The 16,050-nt window shown below is 70.5% G+C and carries 14 protein-coding genes; 7 read left to right on the top strand and 7 right to left on the bottom strand.

The window, feature by feature from the left end:
• Window positions 1-95: 95 nt before the first annotated feature.
• From P7A99_RS03530 to P7A99_RS03505, 6 genes are read right to left on the bottom strand one after another with little or no spacing between them, the layout of a single operon-like run.
• A complete protein-coding gene (locus P7A99_RS03530; RefSeq protein ID WP_277792558.1) occupies window positions 96-1,094 on the bottom strand; it encodes an ABC transporter substrate-binding protein in 999 nt (332 codons plus the stop codon).
• Window positions 1,094-1,936, bottom strand: coding sequence for a class II aldolase/adducin family protein (locus tag P7A99_RS03525; RefSeq protein WP_277792557.1), 843 nt, complete (start codon window positions 1,934-1,936; stop codon window positions 1,094-1,096). Before P7A99_RS03525 ends, P7A99_RS03530 begins: the two co-directional genes overlap by 1 nt.
• A gap of 18 nt (window positions 1,937-1,954) precedes the next feature.
• Complete coding sequence (locus tag P7A99_RS03520) at window positions 1,955-2,905, bottom strand: D-isomer specific 2-hydroxyacid dehydrogenase family protein (RefSeq protein WP_277792556.1); 951 nt, start codon at window positions 2,903-2,905, stop codon at window positions 1,955-1,957.
• On the bottom strand, window positions 2,902-4,077 hold the full coding sequence (locus P7A99_RS03515) for an acyl-CoA dehydrogenase family protein (RefSeq protein WP_277792555.1): 1,176 nt from the start codon (window positions 4,075-4,077) through the stop codon (window positions 2,902-2,904). The genes P7A99_RS03520 and P7A99_RS03515 overlap by 4 nt, the downstream gene beginning before the upstream one ends.
• Entirely contained in the window at window positions 4,074-4,892 is an 819-nt protein-coding gene (locus tag P7A99_RS03510) for an ABC transporter ATP-binding protein (RefSeq protein ID WP_347276677.1), read from the bottom strand. The genes P7A99_RS03515 and P7A99_RS03510 overlap by 4 nt, the downstream gene beginning before the upstream one ends.
• Window positions 4,889-5,614: an ABC transporter permease gene (locus P7A99_RS03505; RefSeq protein WP_277792553.1), complete on the bottom strand. Its 726-nt coding sequence runs from the start codon at window positions 5,612-5,614 to the stop codon at window positions 4,889-4,891. Before P7A99_RS03505 ends, P7A99_RS03510 begins: the two co-directional genes overlap by 4 nt.
• A gap of 235 nt (window positions 5,615-5,849) precedes the next feature.
• Between P7A99_RS03505 and P7A99_RS03500 the strand changes: the two genes are divergently transcribed.
• Complete coding sequence (locus P7A99_RS03500) at window positions 5,850-6,686, top strand: LysR substrate-binding domain-containing protein (protein WP_277792552.1); 837 nt, start codon at window positions 5,850-5,852, stop codon at window positions 6,684-6,686.
• A gap of 180 nt (window positions 6,687-6,866) precedes the next feature.
• On the opposite strand, the gene P7A99_RS03495 is transcribed toward P7A99_RS03500, so the two are convergent.
• Window positions 6,867-8,228, bottom strand: a complete 1,362-nt coding sequence (locus P7A99_RS03495; protein ID WP_277792551.1) for an FAD/NAD(P)-binding protein — start codon at window positions 8,226-8,228, stop codon at window positions 6,867-6,869.
• Window positions 8,229-8,479: 251 nt separating this feature from the next.
• On the opposite strand from P7A99_RS03495, the gene P7A99_RS03490 reads away from it, so the two are divergent.
• The 6 genes from P7A99_RS03490 (at window position 8,480) to P7A99_RS03465 (ending at window position 15,627) form a co-directional block, all read left to right on the top strand.
• Window positions 8,480-9,325, top strand: a complete 846-nt coding sequence (locus tag P7A99_RS03490; protein ID WP_277792550.1) for a TauD/TfdA dioxygenase family protein — start codon at window positions 8,480-8,482, stop codon at window positions 9,323-9,325.
• Between the two features lie 101 nt (window positions 9,326-9,426).
• The gene (locus P7A99_RS03485; RefSeq protein WP_277792549.1) at window positions 9,427-12,042 is read left to right on the top strand and encodes a TonB-dependent receptor plug domain-containing protein; all 2,616 of its coding nucleotides are present in this window, start codon (window positions 9,427-9,429) and stop codon (window positions 12,040-12,042) included.
• 12 nt (window positions 12,043-12,054) lie between these two features.
• Complete coding sequence (locus P7A99_RS03480) at window positions 12,055-12,993, top strand: ABC transporter substrate-binding protein (protein ID WP_277792548.1); 939 nt, start codon at window positions 12,055-12,057, stop codon at window positions 12,991-12,993.
• Window positions 12,993-14,570, top strand: a complete 1,578-nt coding sequence (locus P7A99_RS03475; protein ID WP_277792547.1) for an FAD-dependent oxidoreductase — start codon at window positions 12,993-12,995, stop codon at window positions 14,568-14,570. The genes P7A99_RS03480 and P7A99_RS03475 overlap by 1 nt, the downstream gene beginning before the upstream one ends.
• Window positions 14,567-14,953: a 4Fe-4S dicluster domain-containing protein gene (locus tag P7A99_RS03470; RefSeq protein WP_277792546.1), complete on the top strand. Its 387-nt coding sequence runs from the start codon at window positions 14,567-14,569 to the stop codon at window positions 14,951-14,953. The genes P7A99_RS03475 and P7A99_RS03470 overlap by 4 nt, the downstream gene beginning before the upstream one ends.
• Window positions 14,950-15,627 (top strand): peroxiredoxin-like family protein, encoded by a 678-nt coding sequence (locus P7A99_RS03465; RefSeq protein WP_277792545.1) that lies wholly within the window; start codon window positions 14,950-14,952, stop codon window positions 15,625-15,627. The genes P7A99_RS03470 and P7A99_RS03465 overlap by 4 nt, the downstream gene beginning before the upstream one ends.
• The last annotated feature ends 423 nt before the right edge of the window (window positions 15,628-16,050 follow it).

Raw genomic sequence — 16,050 nt, 5'->3', positions numbered from 1 at the left:
CGCGAGGCCGCTTATCTCAACGAATATAAAATGATCGAGCGGATAGCTCTGCTCATATCGTCCGAAATCATCGGATATATTTGCAGAACTCGACATCATTTCAGGAATGATGAGAGGCGATCATCCCACAGCGGGCGCACGTCGACCCGCGCTGGGATGATCTTGGCGGCGGCGAAGGTGTCGGCCACGGCCTGCTCCGAGGCGATCGCCGCCTCGCTGATCGGGCCGAGGATGCTGGGCGACGACTTTTCGCGGAACTCCTGGGCGTAGTATTCGGCCTTGACGCCCGTGGCCTTCTCGCGGGCTCTCGCCCAGCGCTCGCCGTCGGCGTTGATCCAGTCGAACACCCGCTTGTAGCGGCTGACATAGTCGCCCAGCGCCTGGAAGCGGACGGGATCGTCCAGCGCCTCCTTGGCCGCGGTGATCAGGTAGTTGCCCGACAGTATGCCCAGCGCGGTGCGCAGCACCCGCGCCCCGGCCTCGCGGGCCTGGTAGACGATAACGCCGTAGATCACCCAGGCGTCCAGCGCCCCGCTCTGGAAGGCGGCCAGGCCGTCCTGCGGGCTCAGCGCCACAGGCTGGATGTCGCTCCAGGCCAGACCCGCCTCCTGCAACAGGCGCAGCAGGATGTAGTGCGAGGTCGTGGCCTTCACATAGCCGACGCGCTTGCCCTTCAGGTCCTTGAAGTCCTGGGCCTGGGAGCCCTTGGGCACGAGCACGACCTGATTGTTCACGTCGCCTTGCAGCACCCCGACGATGCGGACCTGGTTGCCCGGCTGGGCGGCGACGAAGATCGGCGGGATCTCGCTCATGCCGCCGAAGTCCAGCGCCCGGGCGTTGATCGCCTCGGCGATCAGATTGCCGCCGGCGAACTGGGTGCGGGCCAGCCTGTAGGGCGGATCGGCGATGCCGGCCTCGCCGAAGAAGCTTTCGGGATTGCCGCGATAGGTGGCGACCCGCAGCGTCAGGTCGGCCAGCGAGCCGGCCTTGTCGTCGCCCTTGGGGGAGCAGGCGGTGAGGCCCGCCAGCGACAGGCCCGCGATCGAGATGCCGCCGACCATCAGGTCGCGGCGGGACAGGGAGAGGCCGGCCATCAGTCGAACAGGTCCGGCTCTTCTTCGGTGACGATGTCCCAGTAGGGCTGGAAGGCGTAGATCCCGCCCAGTTCCGTCCCCACCTGGCCGGCGGTGTGCTTGGCCACCTCGGGCGGCATCGGCTTGGTCGGGCCGGCGGCGTCGGCGAGAAGCTGGGCCTGGCAGGCGTTCTCCAGCGCCAGATAGCGCCAGACGGCCGCCTCGACCGACTGGCCGACGGTCAGGATGCCGTGGTTCTGCAGGATCACGGCCTTCTTGGGGCCCAGCGCCTTGGCGATCTTCTGACCCTCGCTGGTGTCGAGCACCACGCCCGAAAACTCCTCGAACAGGGCGTGGTCGTCGTAGAAGGCCGCCGAGTCCTGGGTCAGCGGGTCCAGCAGCCGCCCGAGCGCCGACCAGGCCTTGCCGTACAGCGAGTGGGAGTGGGCCGCGGCCACCACATCGGGACGGGCCTCGTGCAGCTGCGAGTGGATGGCGAAGGCGGCGCGGTTCAGGCGGGCGGGCGCCTTCTCCGGCGGCTGAATGATCTCGCCCGCGTGGCTGACCAGCATCAGGTCGCTGACCTTGATGCGCGAGAAGTGCACGCCCAGCGGATTGACCCAGAAGTGGTCGGTCAGTTCGGGATCGCGGGCGGTGATGTGGCCGGCGCCACCCATGTCGAAGCCATGGCGACCGAACAGCCGGTAGCCGGCGGCCAGGCGCTGCTTGCGATAGAGCCGCTCCAGTTCCAGCGTCGGCTGTTGCGGGATCTCGCGCGCGCCGAACGGCGGCAGCACGGTCTCGATCTTGGCGGGATGCGGGCCCGTGGCGGCGAAGCCATGCGGGGCAGGGATCGCGGTCATCGCGAAGGGTCCTTGTTCTCAATAGCCGCGCGACAGGTCGACGACGTCGGCCAGGGGCGCGCCGGCGCGAAAGCGGGCGAGGTTCTCGGCGAACTGGGTCGCCAGGTTGATGCGGGTGTCGGGCGTGTGCACCGAGGTGTGGGGCGACAGCCGCACCTTCGGATGGCCGTAGAACGGGTGCCCGTCGGTCAGCGGCTCGGGGAAGGTGACGTCCAGGCTGGCGCGGCCGACCCGGCCGTCGTCCAGCGCCGCCAGCAGGGCGTCGTCGTCGATCAGGGCGCCGCGGGCGATGTTGATCAGGTGCAGGCCGGGCTTGGCGTGGGCCAGCACCTCCCGGCCGATCAGGCGCTGCGTCTGCGGCGTCGCAGGGGCGGCCAGCACCACGTGGTCGCTGCGGGAAAACAGGGTCTTCAGGTCGGCGACGCGCTCGACGCCGGCCACCGGGATCGGCTTGTCCGAGCGGCGGGTGGCGATGACGTTCAGGCCCAAGGCCTGGGCGCGCGGCGCCAGGGCCTCGCCGATGGCGCCGAAGCCCACCAGGCCCAGGGTCGTGCCGGCGATCAGCTTCAGCGGCTGGGGCGTCCAGCGCTCGGCCCTGTCGATCCAGATCTCGGGCAGGCGCTTGGCGTCGGCCAGGATCGCCGCCAGGGCGAACTCGGCCAGGGCGACGGCCGACGATCCACGCGCCGAGGTCACGACCGGGCCGTCGAACAGCCAGTCCGGATAGAAGTCGATGCCCACCGACACCAACTGCACCCAGCGCACGTCGAACGGCCAGCCGGGCGGCGGGGTCTTGGGCAGCACGCCGCCGGCCTTGCGGAACGGCGCGGCCACCAGGATCTTGGCCGAGGGCGGCAGCGGCGCGGTCAGGCCCGGCGGCACGGCGATGATCTCGGCGCCTTCCGCATGCTGGGCGAAGACGCTGTTGAACACCTCGGGCAGCTGGCTGGCGACGACGAGACGGCTCATGCCAGGGCCTCCCGCTCGGCAAAGGCCGCGCGGCCCGCGCCGGTCAGCACCACGTCGGCCTGGGGCGTGTGCACCCGGCCGCACAGCACGTCGCGGTGATGCCGCTCCAGCGGGTTGGCGCGCGTCAGGCCCGGATTGCCGGTCAGCTTCAGGGCCTTCTCGACCACGGTGATGGCGTTCTCGGTGACCAGGTGCTTGACCAGACCGCTCTCGCTCGCCGCCGTGTCGCCCTTCGCCGCGCTGTCCAGCAGCACGCGGCTCGACAGCAAGAGGCCGTCGATCTCGCCCAAGGCCTCCTGGAAGCGGGGCAGGGTCGAGAGGCTGGCGCCCAGGTTGGCCGGCTTGCGGCTGATCAGGAAGTCGGCCAGCCAGTCGCGGGCCGAACGTGCGACCGCGTCATAGATCGCTGCGGTCAGCACCGACGACCAGGTCCCGAAGCTGGCCGGATAGGGCGGCGGCGCACCCAGGGGCTGCGGGTCCAGGGCGTGGTCCAGCGGGACCAGCACGTCCTCGAAGATCACGTCATGGCTGGCGCTGGCGCGCAGGCCCAGGTGATCCCAGGTCTCCTCGATGACCACGCCGGGCGTGTCGGCCCGCACCAGCCAGCCGCCGACCAGGGGCTCTGCGTCGTCGCTGCGGGCCCAGACCACGAACCAGGTCAGGGCCGACGAGCCCGTGGAGTAGATCTTGCGGCCGCTGATCCGCCAGCCCTCGGGCGTGCGCCGGGCGATGGTGGCGGGCAGGCCGCCGCGGGCGGGGGTCCCGAGGTCGGGTTCCACCCGCAGGGCGTTGATCAGGGCGCCGTGCGTGATGGCGTCGCCGATGACCCGCTGCTTCAAGTGCTCGGGCCAGCCCGAACGCCCCTCGACCGAGGCGTGGAACAGGTACTGCATGACCAGGACCAGCGCCGTGGCCGGCTCGCCCCGGGCGACGGCCGAGGCCACTTTCAGGGCGGTCGGCAGGTCGCTTTCCAGGCCGCCGAGGCGGGCAGGCGCGGTCAGGGCCAGCAGGCCGGCCTCGTGCAGGGCCTGGAAGTTGGCGAACGGAAAGCTGGCCTCGCGGTCGTGACGGCCGGCGGTGGCGGCGAAAGCCTCCGTCAGGCGCGGCAGCACCGCGTCGAGGTCGGGCAGGCGCGGCGCGGGCTCCAGCTTGCGGGCGGCGGCGATGCTCACTGCACGGCCTCGCCGGTCGGGAAGGCGACGAGCGCGGCCTCGTGCGGGGCAGGGGCCTCGACGCCCAGGTGCCCGAGCAGACGACGGCGGATGGCCTGGAAGCGGGTGTCCGGCGCGCGCGGGCGCTCCAGCGTAATCTTCTCCTCGGCGGCGATCCTGCCCTTGTTCAGCACCAGCACCCGGTCGGCCAGCGAGATGGCCTCGTCGACATCGTGGGTGACCAGCAGGACGGCGGGCCTGTGCTCGTTCCAGAGGTTCAGCACGAGATCGTGCATCTTCAGCCGGGTCAGGGCGTCCAGCGCCGCGAACGGCTCGTCGAGCAGCAGCAGGCCCGGCTCGCGCACCAGGGCTCGGGCCAGGGCCGTGCGCTGGGCTTCGCCGCCCGACAGCGTGGAGGGCCAGGCGTCGAGGCGGTGGCCGAGGCCCACCTCCTTCAGCGCCGCCTCGGCCCTGGCCCGGACGCCTTTGTCCTTCAGGCCCAGCGCGACGTTGCGCCAGACCTTCTTCCACGGCAGCAGGCGGGCGTCCTGGAACACCACGGCGCGCGTGCTGGGCGTGGTCACGTCCTGGTCGCCGACCGGGTCGAGCCCGGCCAGGGTGCGCAGCAGGGTGGTCTTGCCCGAGCCGCTGGCGCCCAGCAGGGCGACGAACTCGCCGGGGGCGATCGACAGGTCCAGGCCGTCGATGACCCGATTGGCGCCGAACTGGCGGACGAAGCCGGTCAACTTCACGGCCGGGGCGACCGGTGCGGTGGCTGGCGCGGGCGATACGGCGTCGAAGGCGCGGCTGCGGATGCGCGGCTGGACCATGGTCATTGCTCCACGAGGCTGGGCCGCCAGGCCAGAGCGCGGCGCTCCAGCGTGCGGACGAGGGCGTCGGCGCCGAGGCCGAGCAGGGCGTAGACGAGCAGGCAGACGACGATGATATCGGTCCGCATGAAGTCGCGGGCGTTGTTGATCAGGTGGCCCAGGCCCGCCTGGGCGTTGATCTGTTCGGCCACCACCAGCACCAGCACCGAGACGCCCAGGGCGTAGCGCAGGCCGACGAAGAACGAGGGCAGGGCGCCGGGCAGGATCACTTCGCGCACCAGGCTCCAGCCCGACAGGCCGAAACTGCGAGCGGCCTCGACCAGCCGCACGTCGATGCCGCGCACCCCGGCGAACAGGTTCAGATAGATCGGGAAGGTAGTGGCCACCGCGATCAGCACGATCTTGGGCGTCTCGCCGATGCCGAACCAGACGATGAACAGCGGGGTGAGGGCCAGGGACGGAATGGTCCGCTTGATCTGCATCAGCGGGTCGATCGCCGTCTCGCCCAAGCGCGACAGGCCCGCCGCCAGGCCCAGGGTGACCGCCACGACCAGGGCGATCGACAGGCCTGCGGCCGCGCGGGCCAGCGACACCAGAAGGTTGGCGGGCAGCTCGCCCGACACGGTCAGCGCCCAGAAGGTTTCGGCCACCGTCGAGGGCGCGGCCAGCACCCGCTCGGGGATCACGCCGAGGCGCGACCCCAGCTCCCACAAGGCCAGGAGCAGCACGGGGGAGAGCCAGCGGGCGCGGGAGAGGCGAGGCCATCGAAGCAGGTTGGGCCATGGCCTGGCTGAAGAAATTCTATCGGCGATCGCCAAAGACATCGGGTCGCTTCCATCGCTGTGACCGTTGCGGCGGGGGCGCCGTTGCTTCACAGAGATGGACGCTGAATTCCTACTCGATCAATAGACTTATCCTCAGGGGTCTTATTAGAGTTCCTCAACGGGATAGACGGGACGCCAGATGCCGACCAACCTTCCGACCGAATTGCTCCGCAGCTTCGTGGCCATCGTCGACAGCGGCTCGATGCTGCGCGCCACCGAACGGGTCTTCGTCACCCAGTCGGCGCTGAGCCTTCAGATGAAGCGCCTGGAAGAGACGGTGCTGACGCCGCTGTTCCACCGCGAGGGACGGCGGCTTTCGCTGACCCCGGCCGGCCAGACCCTGCTGGGCCACGCCCGCGAAATCCTGGCGCTCAACGACCGGGCGGTGGTGGCCCTGACCGGAGACGCCCTGGCAGGGCCGGCGAGGGTGGGGCTGGTGCAGGACTTCGCCGAGACCCTGCTGTCTGGCGTGCTGGCCCGCTTCGCCCAGCTCAATCCCGACACCCAGCTGCAGGTGAGGGTGGCCGGCTCGCCCGAGCTCCTGGAACTGCTGCGCAGCGACCGCCTGGACGTGATCCTGTGCATGGGCGCCTATGACGACCCCGCCGCCGCCCGCACCGTGCCGATGGTCTGGCATGGCGATGCGGATCTCGCCCAGCTCGACGTCCTGCCGCTGGCGATCCTGGAGGCGCCGTGCCGCTTCCGCGATGCGGCCCTGGCCGCGCTGGAGCGGGAAGGGCGGCCCTATCGCGTGGCGCTGGAGACGCCCAGCCTGTCGGCCCTGCGCGCGGCCGTGCAGTCGGGCCTGGCGGTCACCTGCCGCACCAGCCTGTTCCGCCCCGACGCCCAGCCTATCGCTGAGGCGGCCCTGCCCAGCCTGCCCAAGGTGGCCTATGTGCGCCGCACCGGCCCCGCGCCGCATCCGTCGATCGGCAAGCTGTCGGAGCTGATCCACACAGCGGCTCTGGAGCTATAGGTCGCGGATCGATGTTCAGCAGCTCTGACCTTTTCTCCGAGCATCGCCGCGAAGGCGGGGATCCAAGCTGAACTTCAGGACAAGGCGCGTCCGTGAGCGACCCGCAGACTCCGCTTGGGTCACCGCCTTCGCGGGGAAGGACGGTTTGGGGGCGGCCCTACGAGTGAATGCCGATCCGACCTAGCCGCGCCGCGTCGCCGCCCGAACGGCCGCCGCCACCTGCGCGGCCTGGCCGCGAATATCCGGCACGGCGTTGATCTCCCACCAGGCGCCGCGCGTCACTGGCCCGACCGCGAACAGGGTGCGGCCGGCGCAGCCCGACATGTCGAGCAGGCGGTTGTCGGCGTCCACGTCGAGACCCAGGCGCAGCGGATCGGGACGCGCCAGGCCTCGGCGGATCAGGTCCAGCACCAGCGGATCGGTGGATCTCGTCACATCGCCGGTCGGACCCGTGGCGTTGATCACCGCCGACACCGAAAACGGCTGTGAGGCGGTTTCGCCGCGCGGCCGCCAGGCGCCTTCGACCCGACCATCCTCGGCTTCGGCCAGGCGCACGACCTTGCCGGCGGCGACCTTCAGCCGGCCCGAGCGACGCAGGCTGGCGACCCGTGAGGCGACCTCGGGCGACAGGCGGTGGCGATGCACGTCCCAGAAGGGCCGCGCGTGGCGCAGGAAGGCCTGCTTGTGGGCCACGCTCCAACCGCGCCAGAGATCCTGGGTCGCCGGGCGCAGGGCGTCTACGGCGGTTCGCCAGCCATGCTCGGCCGCCGTGCGCCGCAGCCAGGCGAGGGCGGCCAGGGGCGGAATGTCGGACGCCGGTGGCGAGGGCGGCCAGGCCGGCGGTTCGCCCTCGTGCTCGCGGGGGATGAGGCCGCGTCGCGACAGGGCGATGATCGAGCGGCCCGGCGCTGTGTCTTCCAGGCTCAGGGCCACATCGACCATGGTCAGGCCCGTTCCCAGCAGCAGCACCGGGCCTGGCGGCAGGCCGGCGGGATCCCAGCGCCAGGGATCGGCGACATAGGCGGGCGAGGCGGCAAGGTCTTGCGTCACGCCGTGCGGACGACAGGGCGGGGGATTGCCAAGCGCCAGCACCACGGCGTCGGCCAGGATCGGGCGGCCCATGGCGGTGGTCAGCCGCCAGCCGTCGCCGCCGGGTTCGAGCCCGACCACGGCGTCGGGTGCGATCACCAGGCGGCCGGCGGCTTGCGGCCCTTCGACGATGTCGCTCAGCAGGCCTTGCAGGTAGCGGCCATAGTCGCCGCGCGTGGCGAAGTCGCCGGGGCCGACCTCCAGGCCCAGGCCCCGCATCCAGGCCACGAAGTCGCCCGGACGGTCGGGCCAGGCGCTCATGTTGCCGGCGCGGACGTTCAGCCGATGGCTGGGATTATGGGTGGCGTAGGCCGCGCCCAGCCCGACCGGCGTGTTGCGCTCGAGCAGTATGACCCGCGCCGCCGCGCCGTCCCGCAGCAGGTGCAGGGCGGTCATCACGCCGCTGAAGCCGGCGCCGACCACGGCGAGCACGGGCGTTGATGGCGAGGCCATGATCATGAAACTCTACAAAACCTGTAGGAGTTTCTTCGGCGATCCTCGAGCGGTGCGCAAGCCATGTGTCGAGGATGGCTGATCCTGCTCATTGACGCTGCTGAAATATGCGCGCCGCCAATGCCGTTTATTGCGGTTCGCGATATATAAATCTCTGAATTCTTTCTGAGAAATACTCGTTCGCGCCGTTTGGGCGTGCTGGCCATGTTCGCCTCCGCCGACCGCATCGCGTCGGCTGCAAGGAGGTTCCCATGAGCGCCGTCCTCGACCAGGTCCGCAAGGCCGCCGGCCTGACCATCACGCCCGTCAGCCCGACCATCGGCGCGGAAGTCGCCGGCATCGACCTGCGCCAGACCCTTTCGCGCGAGCAGCGCGAGGCCCTGAAGGCGCTGCTGCTCGACCGCAAGGTCCTGTTCTTCCGCGACCAGGACATCACCCGCGACCAGCAGCTGGCCTTCGCCGCCAATTTCGGCGAGGTCTACGCCCATCCGACCGGCGGGGTGGAGACCCATCGCGCCGTGCAGCCGATCTCGGCCGAGGCCTTCAAGAAATACGACATCCGCGAGAACCACTGGCACACCGACACCAGCTGGCGGGTCAATCCGTCGTTCGGCGCGGTGCTGAAGGCCGTGCACATCCCCGAGGTCGGCGGCGACACCATCTGGGCCGACGGCCACGCCATCTGGAAGGGCCTGCCCGACGACCTCAAGGCCGCCGTCGACGAGCTCTATGTCATCCACGACTACCAGGACGCCCTGAACCGCTCGGGCGAGCGCTATCCGCTGACCGCCCACCCGGCGATCCGCACCCATCCGGAGACGGGGCAGGAGATCTTCTGGATCAATTACAGCCTCAAGCCGCGCTTCGTGGATCTGGCCCCGGACGAGAGCAGGGCGCTGCTGGCCCGTCTCTATGACGAGGTGAAGAAGCCCGAGCACCACGCCCGCTTCCGCTGGCGGCCCAATTCGGTGGCCCTGTGGGACAACCGCGCGGGCCTGCACTACGCCGTGCGCGACTACGGCGATTTTCCGCGGGTGATGGAGCGGGTGCTGATCGGCTCCGACGACGTGCCGTACCGCGACCGCAAGCCCGCCTGATCCAGCCGGCGCGGCGCGCCGAAGCCGCGCCGCCGACCTTCTGATTTCTCGAGACCAAGTAACGACGCGGGGCCGATGCGCCCCGCGCGGGGGATAGACTTTTGACCTTTGTTTCCTCGTCCAAGACCCTGAAACGCTCGGCCTTCGCGGGCCTGCTGCTGGCCTGCGCCTCGGGCGCGGCCCTGGCGGCCGAGCCGATCCCCAGCGTCGAGGCGCCCGACGCTGCGGCCGACGCCCTGGACGGCGTGGTCGTCACCGGCGTGCGCGGCGTGCGCCGCACCGTGGCCGACAGCCCCGCGCCGATCGACGTCATCTCGTCCGAGCAGCTGACCGCCACCGGCAAGGTGGGGCTCAAGGAAGTGCTCAACACCCTGATCCCGTCGTTCAACCTGCCGGGCGTCAATGGCGGCGGCACCTCCTGGACGGTGCGGGCCATCACGCTGCGCGGCCTCAACGGCGACCAGGCCCTCTTTCTGGTCAACGGCAAGCGCCGTCACACCACCTCGCTGATCAACAACCTGGCCCGGGTGGGCCGCGGCGGCGTGCCGGTGGATCTCGATTTGATCTCGGCCTCGGCGATCGAGCGCATCGAAGTGCTGCGCGACGGCGCCTCGGCTCAGTACGGCTCGGACGCCATCGCCGGCGTCGTCAACATCATCCTGAAAAAGGACACGGAAGGCGGGGCCTTCTCCTACACCGGCGGCCAGAACTATCTGGGCGACGGCGACACCCGCGCCGCCAGCCTGAACTTCGGCCGCGCCCTGGGCGAGGACGGCGGCTTCCTGCAACTGGCCATCAACTGGAAGAACAACGAGGCCGCTTCGCGCGCCGTGCCTTCCCGCGCCCAGTACCTCTACCAGCCGACCGTCACCACCGTCGGCGGCGTGACCACCGTGACCCCCGACCCGCGCGACGCCACCGCCGACCGCTATTTCTGGGGCGCCAGCTATGGTCCCGGCGAGGAAGACATCATCGCCACCGCCTACAACGCCGAACTGCCCTGGCGTGACCTGACGCTCTATTCCAGCGGCACGGTCAGCCACCGCTCGTCCAAGAAGGTGACCGGCAGCTTCCTGCCGAACCTCGCGCCCGTGGCGGGCGTCACGGCGGGCCGGCCGCTGAACCGCAACTCGCTGCCCGAGGTCTATCCGAACGGCTTCAACGCCCTGCGCCGGATCTTCGAGCTCGACTGGCAGACCAGCCTGGGCGCGCGCGGCGAGAAGGCCGGCTGGGCCTGGGACGCCTCGACCACCTTCGCCCAGGACCACGCCCAGCTCGACGGCCAGAACACCCTGAACGCCACTCTGGGCCCCGACAGCCCGACCTACTTCCACCTGTCGACCCACCAGTTCCAGCAGTGGACCAACAATCTCGACCTCACCCGCTCATTCGAGGGCGTGCTGCCCCGGCCGCTGCAGGTGTCGTGGGGGCTGGAGCACCGCTACGAGCGGTTCCTGATCGAGGCCGGGGACGAGGCCTCCTACATCGTCGGCGACTACGTGATCCCGGCCGGCCAGCCGTTCGCCGGCCTGCGTCCCAATCCCGGCCTGTCGTCCTATGCCGGCACCGCGCCCGAGGACGCCGGCTCGGCCACCCGCCATTCCTACGCCGCCTATCTCGATGTCGGGACCGATCTTACGGAAAACTGGTACGTCGGCGCGGCCGTCCGCCACGAGCGCTACACCAGCGACGTGGGCGAGACGACCAGCGGCAAGCTGACCACCCGCTGGGAGTTCCTGCCCGGCTACGCCCTGCGCGCCACGGTCAGCAACGGCTTTCGCGCCCCGTCGCTGGGCCAGACGGTGTTCGCCACCTCGACCATCTCCGGCAGCCTGTGCCCGGCCGCGCCCAACAACACCTTCCGCGGCGCAGCCTGCACGCCCGGCGAGTACCTGACCTTCCCGACCAAGGTGCTGCGCACCGACACCGCCGAGGCCAAGGGCCTGGGCGCCACGCCGCTGAAGCCCGAGACCTCGACCAACTACAGCTTCGGGATCACCGCCGAGCCGCTGCCGCGCCTGCGCCTGACGCTCGACGCCTACCAGATCGACATCGACGACCGCATCGTCGACACCAGCAACCTCGACCTGTCGGTGACCCAGCTTTCGTCGCAGCCGGCCCTGGTCGGCCTCTTGGCGCGCTTCCCCCAGGGGCTGACGGCGACCTACTACACCAACGCCGTCTCGACCCGGACCACGGGGATCGACTTCGTGGCCGAGTACGGCTTCGACCTGGGCGGCGCCGGCCGCCTCAACCTCAACGCCGCCTACGCCTTCAACAAGACCAAGGTCCGTGAGGTGGCCGAGACCCCGGCGATCCTCAAGGCGGTCAATCCAAACCTCGTCCTGTTCGATCGCCAGAAGATCTCCGACCTGACCGTCGGCACGCCGCGCGAGAAGGTGGTTTTGGGCGCGGTCTGGAGCCGCCAGACGGTCAGCGCCAGCCTGCGGACCACGCGCTATGGCGAATACACCGAGGCCGGCACGTCGGTGAGCCTGGACCGGACCTACAGTCCCAAGTGGGTCGCCGATCTCGACATCGCCTGGGACGTCAGGCCCGACACCAGCATCGCGATCGGGGCCAACAACCTGTTCGACCAGTATCCCGACAAGATCGGCATCGTGAACGCCGACCAGGGAACGCTGCAGTACGGCCTGTTCTCGCCCTTCGGCATCACCGGCGGCTACTACTACGCCCGCCTGACCCAACGCTTCTAAGGGGAGGGCGGCATGGATCGACGCCAACTCATCATCGGTTTCGGCGCGCTGGCCGGCCTCTCGGCCTGCGGCAAGGGCGAGGCCCAGGCGCCGCTCAAGGTCGGCAGCCAGCGCGGCGGCACCAAGGCGGTGCTGATCGCCTCGGGCGCCCTGGAGGGCGTTCCCTACAGGATCGAATGGAGCGAGTTCCCCGCCGCCCAGCCGCTGCTCGAGGCGCTGGGCGCGGGCGCGGTCGACCTGGGCGAGGCCGGCGACGCGCCGTTCCTGTTCGCCTATGCCGGCGGGGCGAAGATCAAGGCCGTGCAGGCCGGCCGCAGCGGGGGCCGCTCCACCGCCATCCTCGTGCCCAAGGACTCGCCGATCCGTGACGCCGCCGGCCTGAAGGGCAGGAAGGTCGCCACGGGGCGCGGCTCCATCGGCCACTACCTGCTGCTGCGGGTGATCGAGCAGGCGGGGCTGTCGCCCGGCGATGTCGAGGTGGTTTTCCTCAGTCCCGGCGACGCCAAGGCCGCCTTCACGGCCGGCTCCATCGACGCCTGGGTGACCTGGGGCTCTTACGTGGCGCTGGCCCGGCTGCACGACAGCGCCCGGGTGCTGGCCGACGGCGAGGGCGTGCTCAGCGGCAACGGCTACGAGGCCGCCAGCGTCAAGGCGATCGAGACCAAGCGGCCCCAGATCGAGGACTTCCTGCGCCGCCTGGCCAAGGCCCGCCGCTGGGCCGCCCAGAACCCCGACGTCTTCGCCGCGGTGCTGTCGAAGGAGACGGGCCTGTCGCTCGACATCGCCCGCTGGACGGTCGGCAACTACAGGGCCGTGCCCGTGCCGATCGACGAGACCTCGGTGGCCGAGGCGCGCTCGGTGCTCGACCACTTCCGCGCGGCCGGGGCGATCAAGTCGACGCTGGATCCGGCCGGCGCCTTCGACGCCTCGTTCAACGCGGCGATCGCCTGATGGCCGACGACTTCGATACGCCTCACTGGGAGGCCGATGTGCTGGTCATCGGCGGCGGCCTGGCCGGAACCTGGGCGGCCATCGCCGCGGCGCGGGAGGGCGCGCGGGTGATCCTGGCCGACAAGGGATACTGCGGAACCAGCGGCGTCACCGCCACGGCCGGCCCAGGCCACTGGTGGGTTCCGCCGGAACATCGCGAAGCCGCCGTCGCCGATCGGCTGAAGCGCTCGCTGGGCCTGGGCGATCCCGACTGGATGGCGCGGATCCTCGACCTTACCTGGACCAGCCTGCCGCAACTGGCCCGCCACTACGCCTTCTCGACCGACGAGCAGGGGCGCGTCCAGTATCGCGGCCTGCGCGGTCCCGAATACATGCGGGCCATGCGCGCCTTCGCGCTCGAGGCCGGGGCGACCATCCTCGACCATCATCCGGTCCTGGAACTGCTGACCGACCCCGACGGCGTGGTCACCGGCGCGGCGGGGATCGCCCTGCGCGGCGAGCGGCCGTGGACGATCCGGGCCGGGGCGGTGGTGCTGGCCACCGGCGGCTGCGCCTTCGCCTCGCGCCTGCTGGGCTCGGCGACCAACACGGGCGACGGCCTGCTGATGGGCGTCGAGGCCGGGGCCGACCTCTCGGGCATGGAGTTCACCAACTACTACACGCCCATGCAGGCGGGCACGAACATGGCCCGCTCGATGAGCTTCGCCTTCGCCCGCTGGTTCGACGAGGCCGACACCGAGCTCGACATTCCCGCTGGCCCCGACGTCAGCCCGCACCTGGCCCGCGCCCTGCTGAAGGGCCGCCTCTATTGCCGGCTCGACCGCGTCCCGCAGGACATCCGCGAGGTGATGCCGCAGGTCCAGCCCAACTTCGTGCGCCCCTTCGCCCGCATGGGGATCGACGCCTATGCCGAGCGGTTCGAGGTGACCCTGGTGTCGGAGGGCACGGTGCGCGGCATCGGCGGGCTGAGGATCGCCGGCGCGCTCTGCCAGACCGCCGCGCCGGGCCTGTTCGCCGCCGGCGACGCGGCCAGTCGTGAACTGGTCACCGGCGCGATCTCGGGCGGCGGGGCCGTGAACTCCTCCTGGGCGCTGTCGTCGGGCCAGTGGGCTGGACAGGGGGCGGCGGCGTTCGCCCGTGAGCGTCGAGGCGTGGCCGACCGCCTGCATCACATCGGCCAGGCAGGCCTGCGACCGACCAGTCGGTTGGCGAGTGTCGACCTGCCCAGCGCCGTCCAGCTCGTCCGCGACGAGATGGGCGCCTACGACCGCAACATCTTCCGCACCGGCGAGGCTCTGGCCGCCTCTGGCGAGCGGCTGGACGAGGCCTGGCGCGAGATCGCCGCCCATGCCGGCGGCTGGGGCAGGGGCCTGCTTCGGGCGCGCGAGGCGGCCGCCCTGGTCGCCGCCGCCCGCTGGAGCAAGGCCAGCGCCCTGCAGCGCCGCGAGAGCCGGGGCATGCACCGCCGCGAGGACGCGCCGGGCCCCGATCCGCGCCTGGCCTCTCGCCAGCGCTCGCATGGCCAGGATCGCATCGTCACCCGCTTCGAGAGCCCGCAGCTGGAGGAGGTCGCATGATCGAGGTCGTGATCGACGACCGCTGCGGCGGTTGCGGCTCGTGTGTCGAGGTCTGCCCCAGCGACGTGCTGACGCGCGGGCCGGGCGGCAAGGCGGTAATCGCCCGCCAGGCCGACTGCCAGACCTGTTACCTGTGCGAGCTCTACTGCCCCGAAGACGCGCTGTTCGTCTGGCCCGAGACTGACCGTATCGCCGGCGTCACCGCGGGGCAGGCCCTGGCCACCGGCGACGTCGGCGGCTTCCGGCGCGACAGCGGCTGGGATGAGCACGCGGCCACTCACACCAACCAGCACTGGCGCATGGGGGCGATCTTCGAGCGCGCCCGCCTGATGGCGATCGACGCCGCCAAGACCGCTCGAACCGAGGACGGGAGGACCAAATGAGCCAAGACACCCTGCGCGAGCGCCTGGCCGCTCTGCATGCCGAACGCGTCCGCACCTGGGATCCGGCGGCGCTGAAGATCAATATCGACCAGCGCGCCCGCCTGGTCGAGGCCGCCGATCCGGACGAATGGGTCAAGGTCGGCGACAAGGTCGCGCCCTTCGTGCTCAAGGACGTCGAGGGCGGCGATCTGACCCTGGAAGGCCTGACCGCCAAGGGGCCGGCGGTGCTGATCTTCTTCCGCTTCGCCGGTTGCCCGGCCTGCAACATCGCCTTGCCCTACTACGAAGAACATCTGGCGCCGGCCCTGGCGGCGATCGGCGCGACCCTGGCGGCCGTCAGCCCGCAGGTTCCCGAACGGCTGGGCGAGATCCGCGTGCGCCATGGCCTCAGCTTCAAGGTCGCCTCCGATCTCGGCAACGAACTGGGGCGACGGTTCGGGGTGCTCTACACCGCAGATCAGGCCAGCCAGGACGCCCAGCGCGCCAAGGGCAGCTTCATCGGCGACGTCACCGGCACGGGAACCTGGGAGCTGCCGCAGCCGGCCGTGGTGGTCATCGACCGCAAGGGCGTCGTCCGCTTCGCCGACGTCAGCCCCGACTGGCTGGTCCGCACCGAAGCCGACCCGATCATCGCCGCGGTCCGCGCCCTGACCCCGGCGCCGGCGGCGGTGTAAGAACAAAAGATCCTCCCCCTCTGGGGGAGGTGGCCCGAAGGGCCGGAGGGGGGACGTTCTCAGCTTCCGAGACGCTGGCCTCGCATTTCGCTCCTTCCCCACCGCAACAAACTCCGCCTCCCTCGCCCTTGTGGCGAGGGTCCATGCCGGCGACCGCTCAGGCTTGGGCCGTCCAGCAAAGGTCTGAGCGGCTGAACAATGGATCCTCGCCACAAGGGCGAGGAAGGCGTGAGTTGGGCCCGGACGGGGATAGAGCAGCGTGGATCCCCGGCATTCACCGAAAACTCCTCAACCAATCCAACCCCTTGCAACTTTCTCATCCAATTCGATCAGACGCGCCGAAACCCGCCGCATAATCAAAGCCGTCCCCGCCATGGGGAGGGCTCTTGGTACCGGCCCAAGCGTGGCGAGGACCGCATCGAG

The organism is Caulobacter endophyticus, from assembly GCF_029543245.1.
Taxonomy (GTDB): Bacteria; Pseudomonadota; Alphaproteobacteria; order Caulobacterales; family Caulobacteraceae; genus Caulobacter; species Caulobacter endophyticus_A.
The sequence above is the reverse complement of the archived record's forward strand: the minus strand, read 5'-3'. Positions and strand labels throughout refer to the sequence as shown.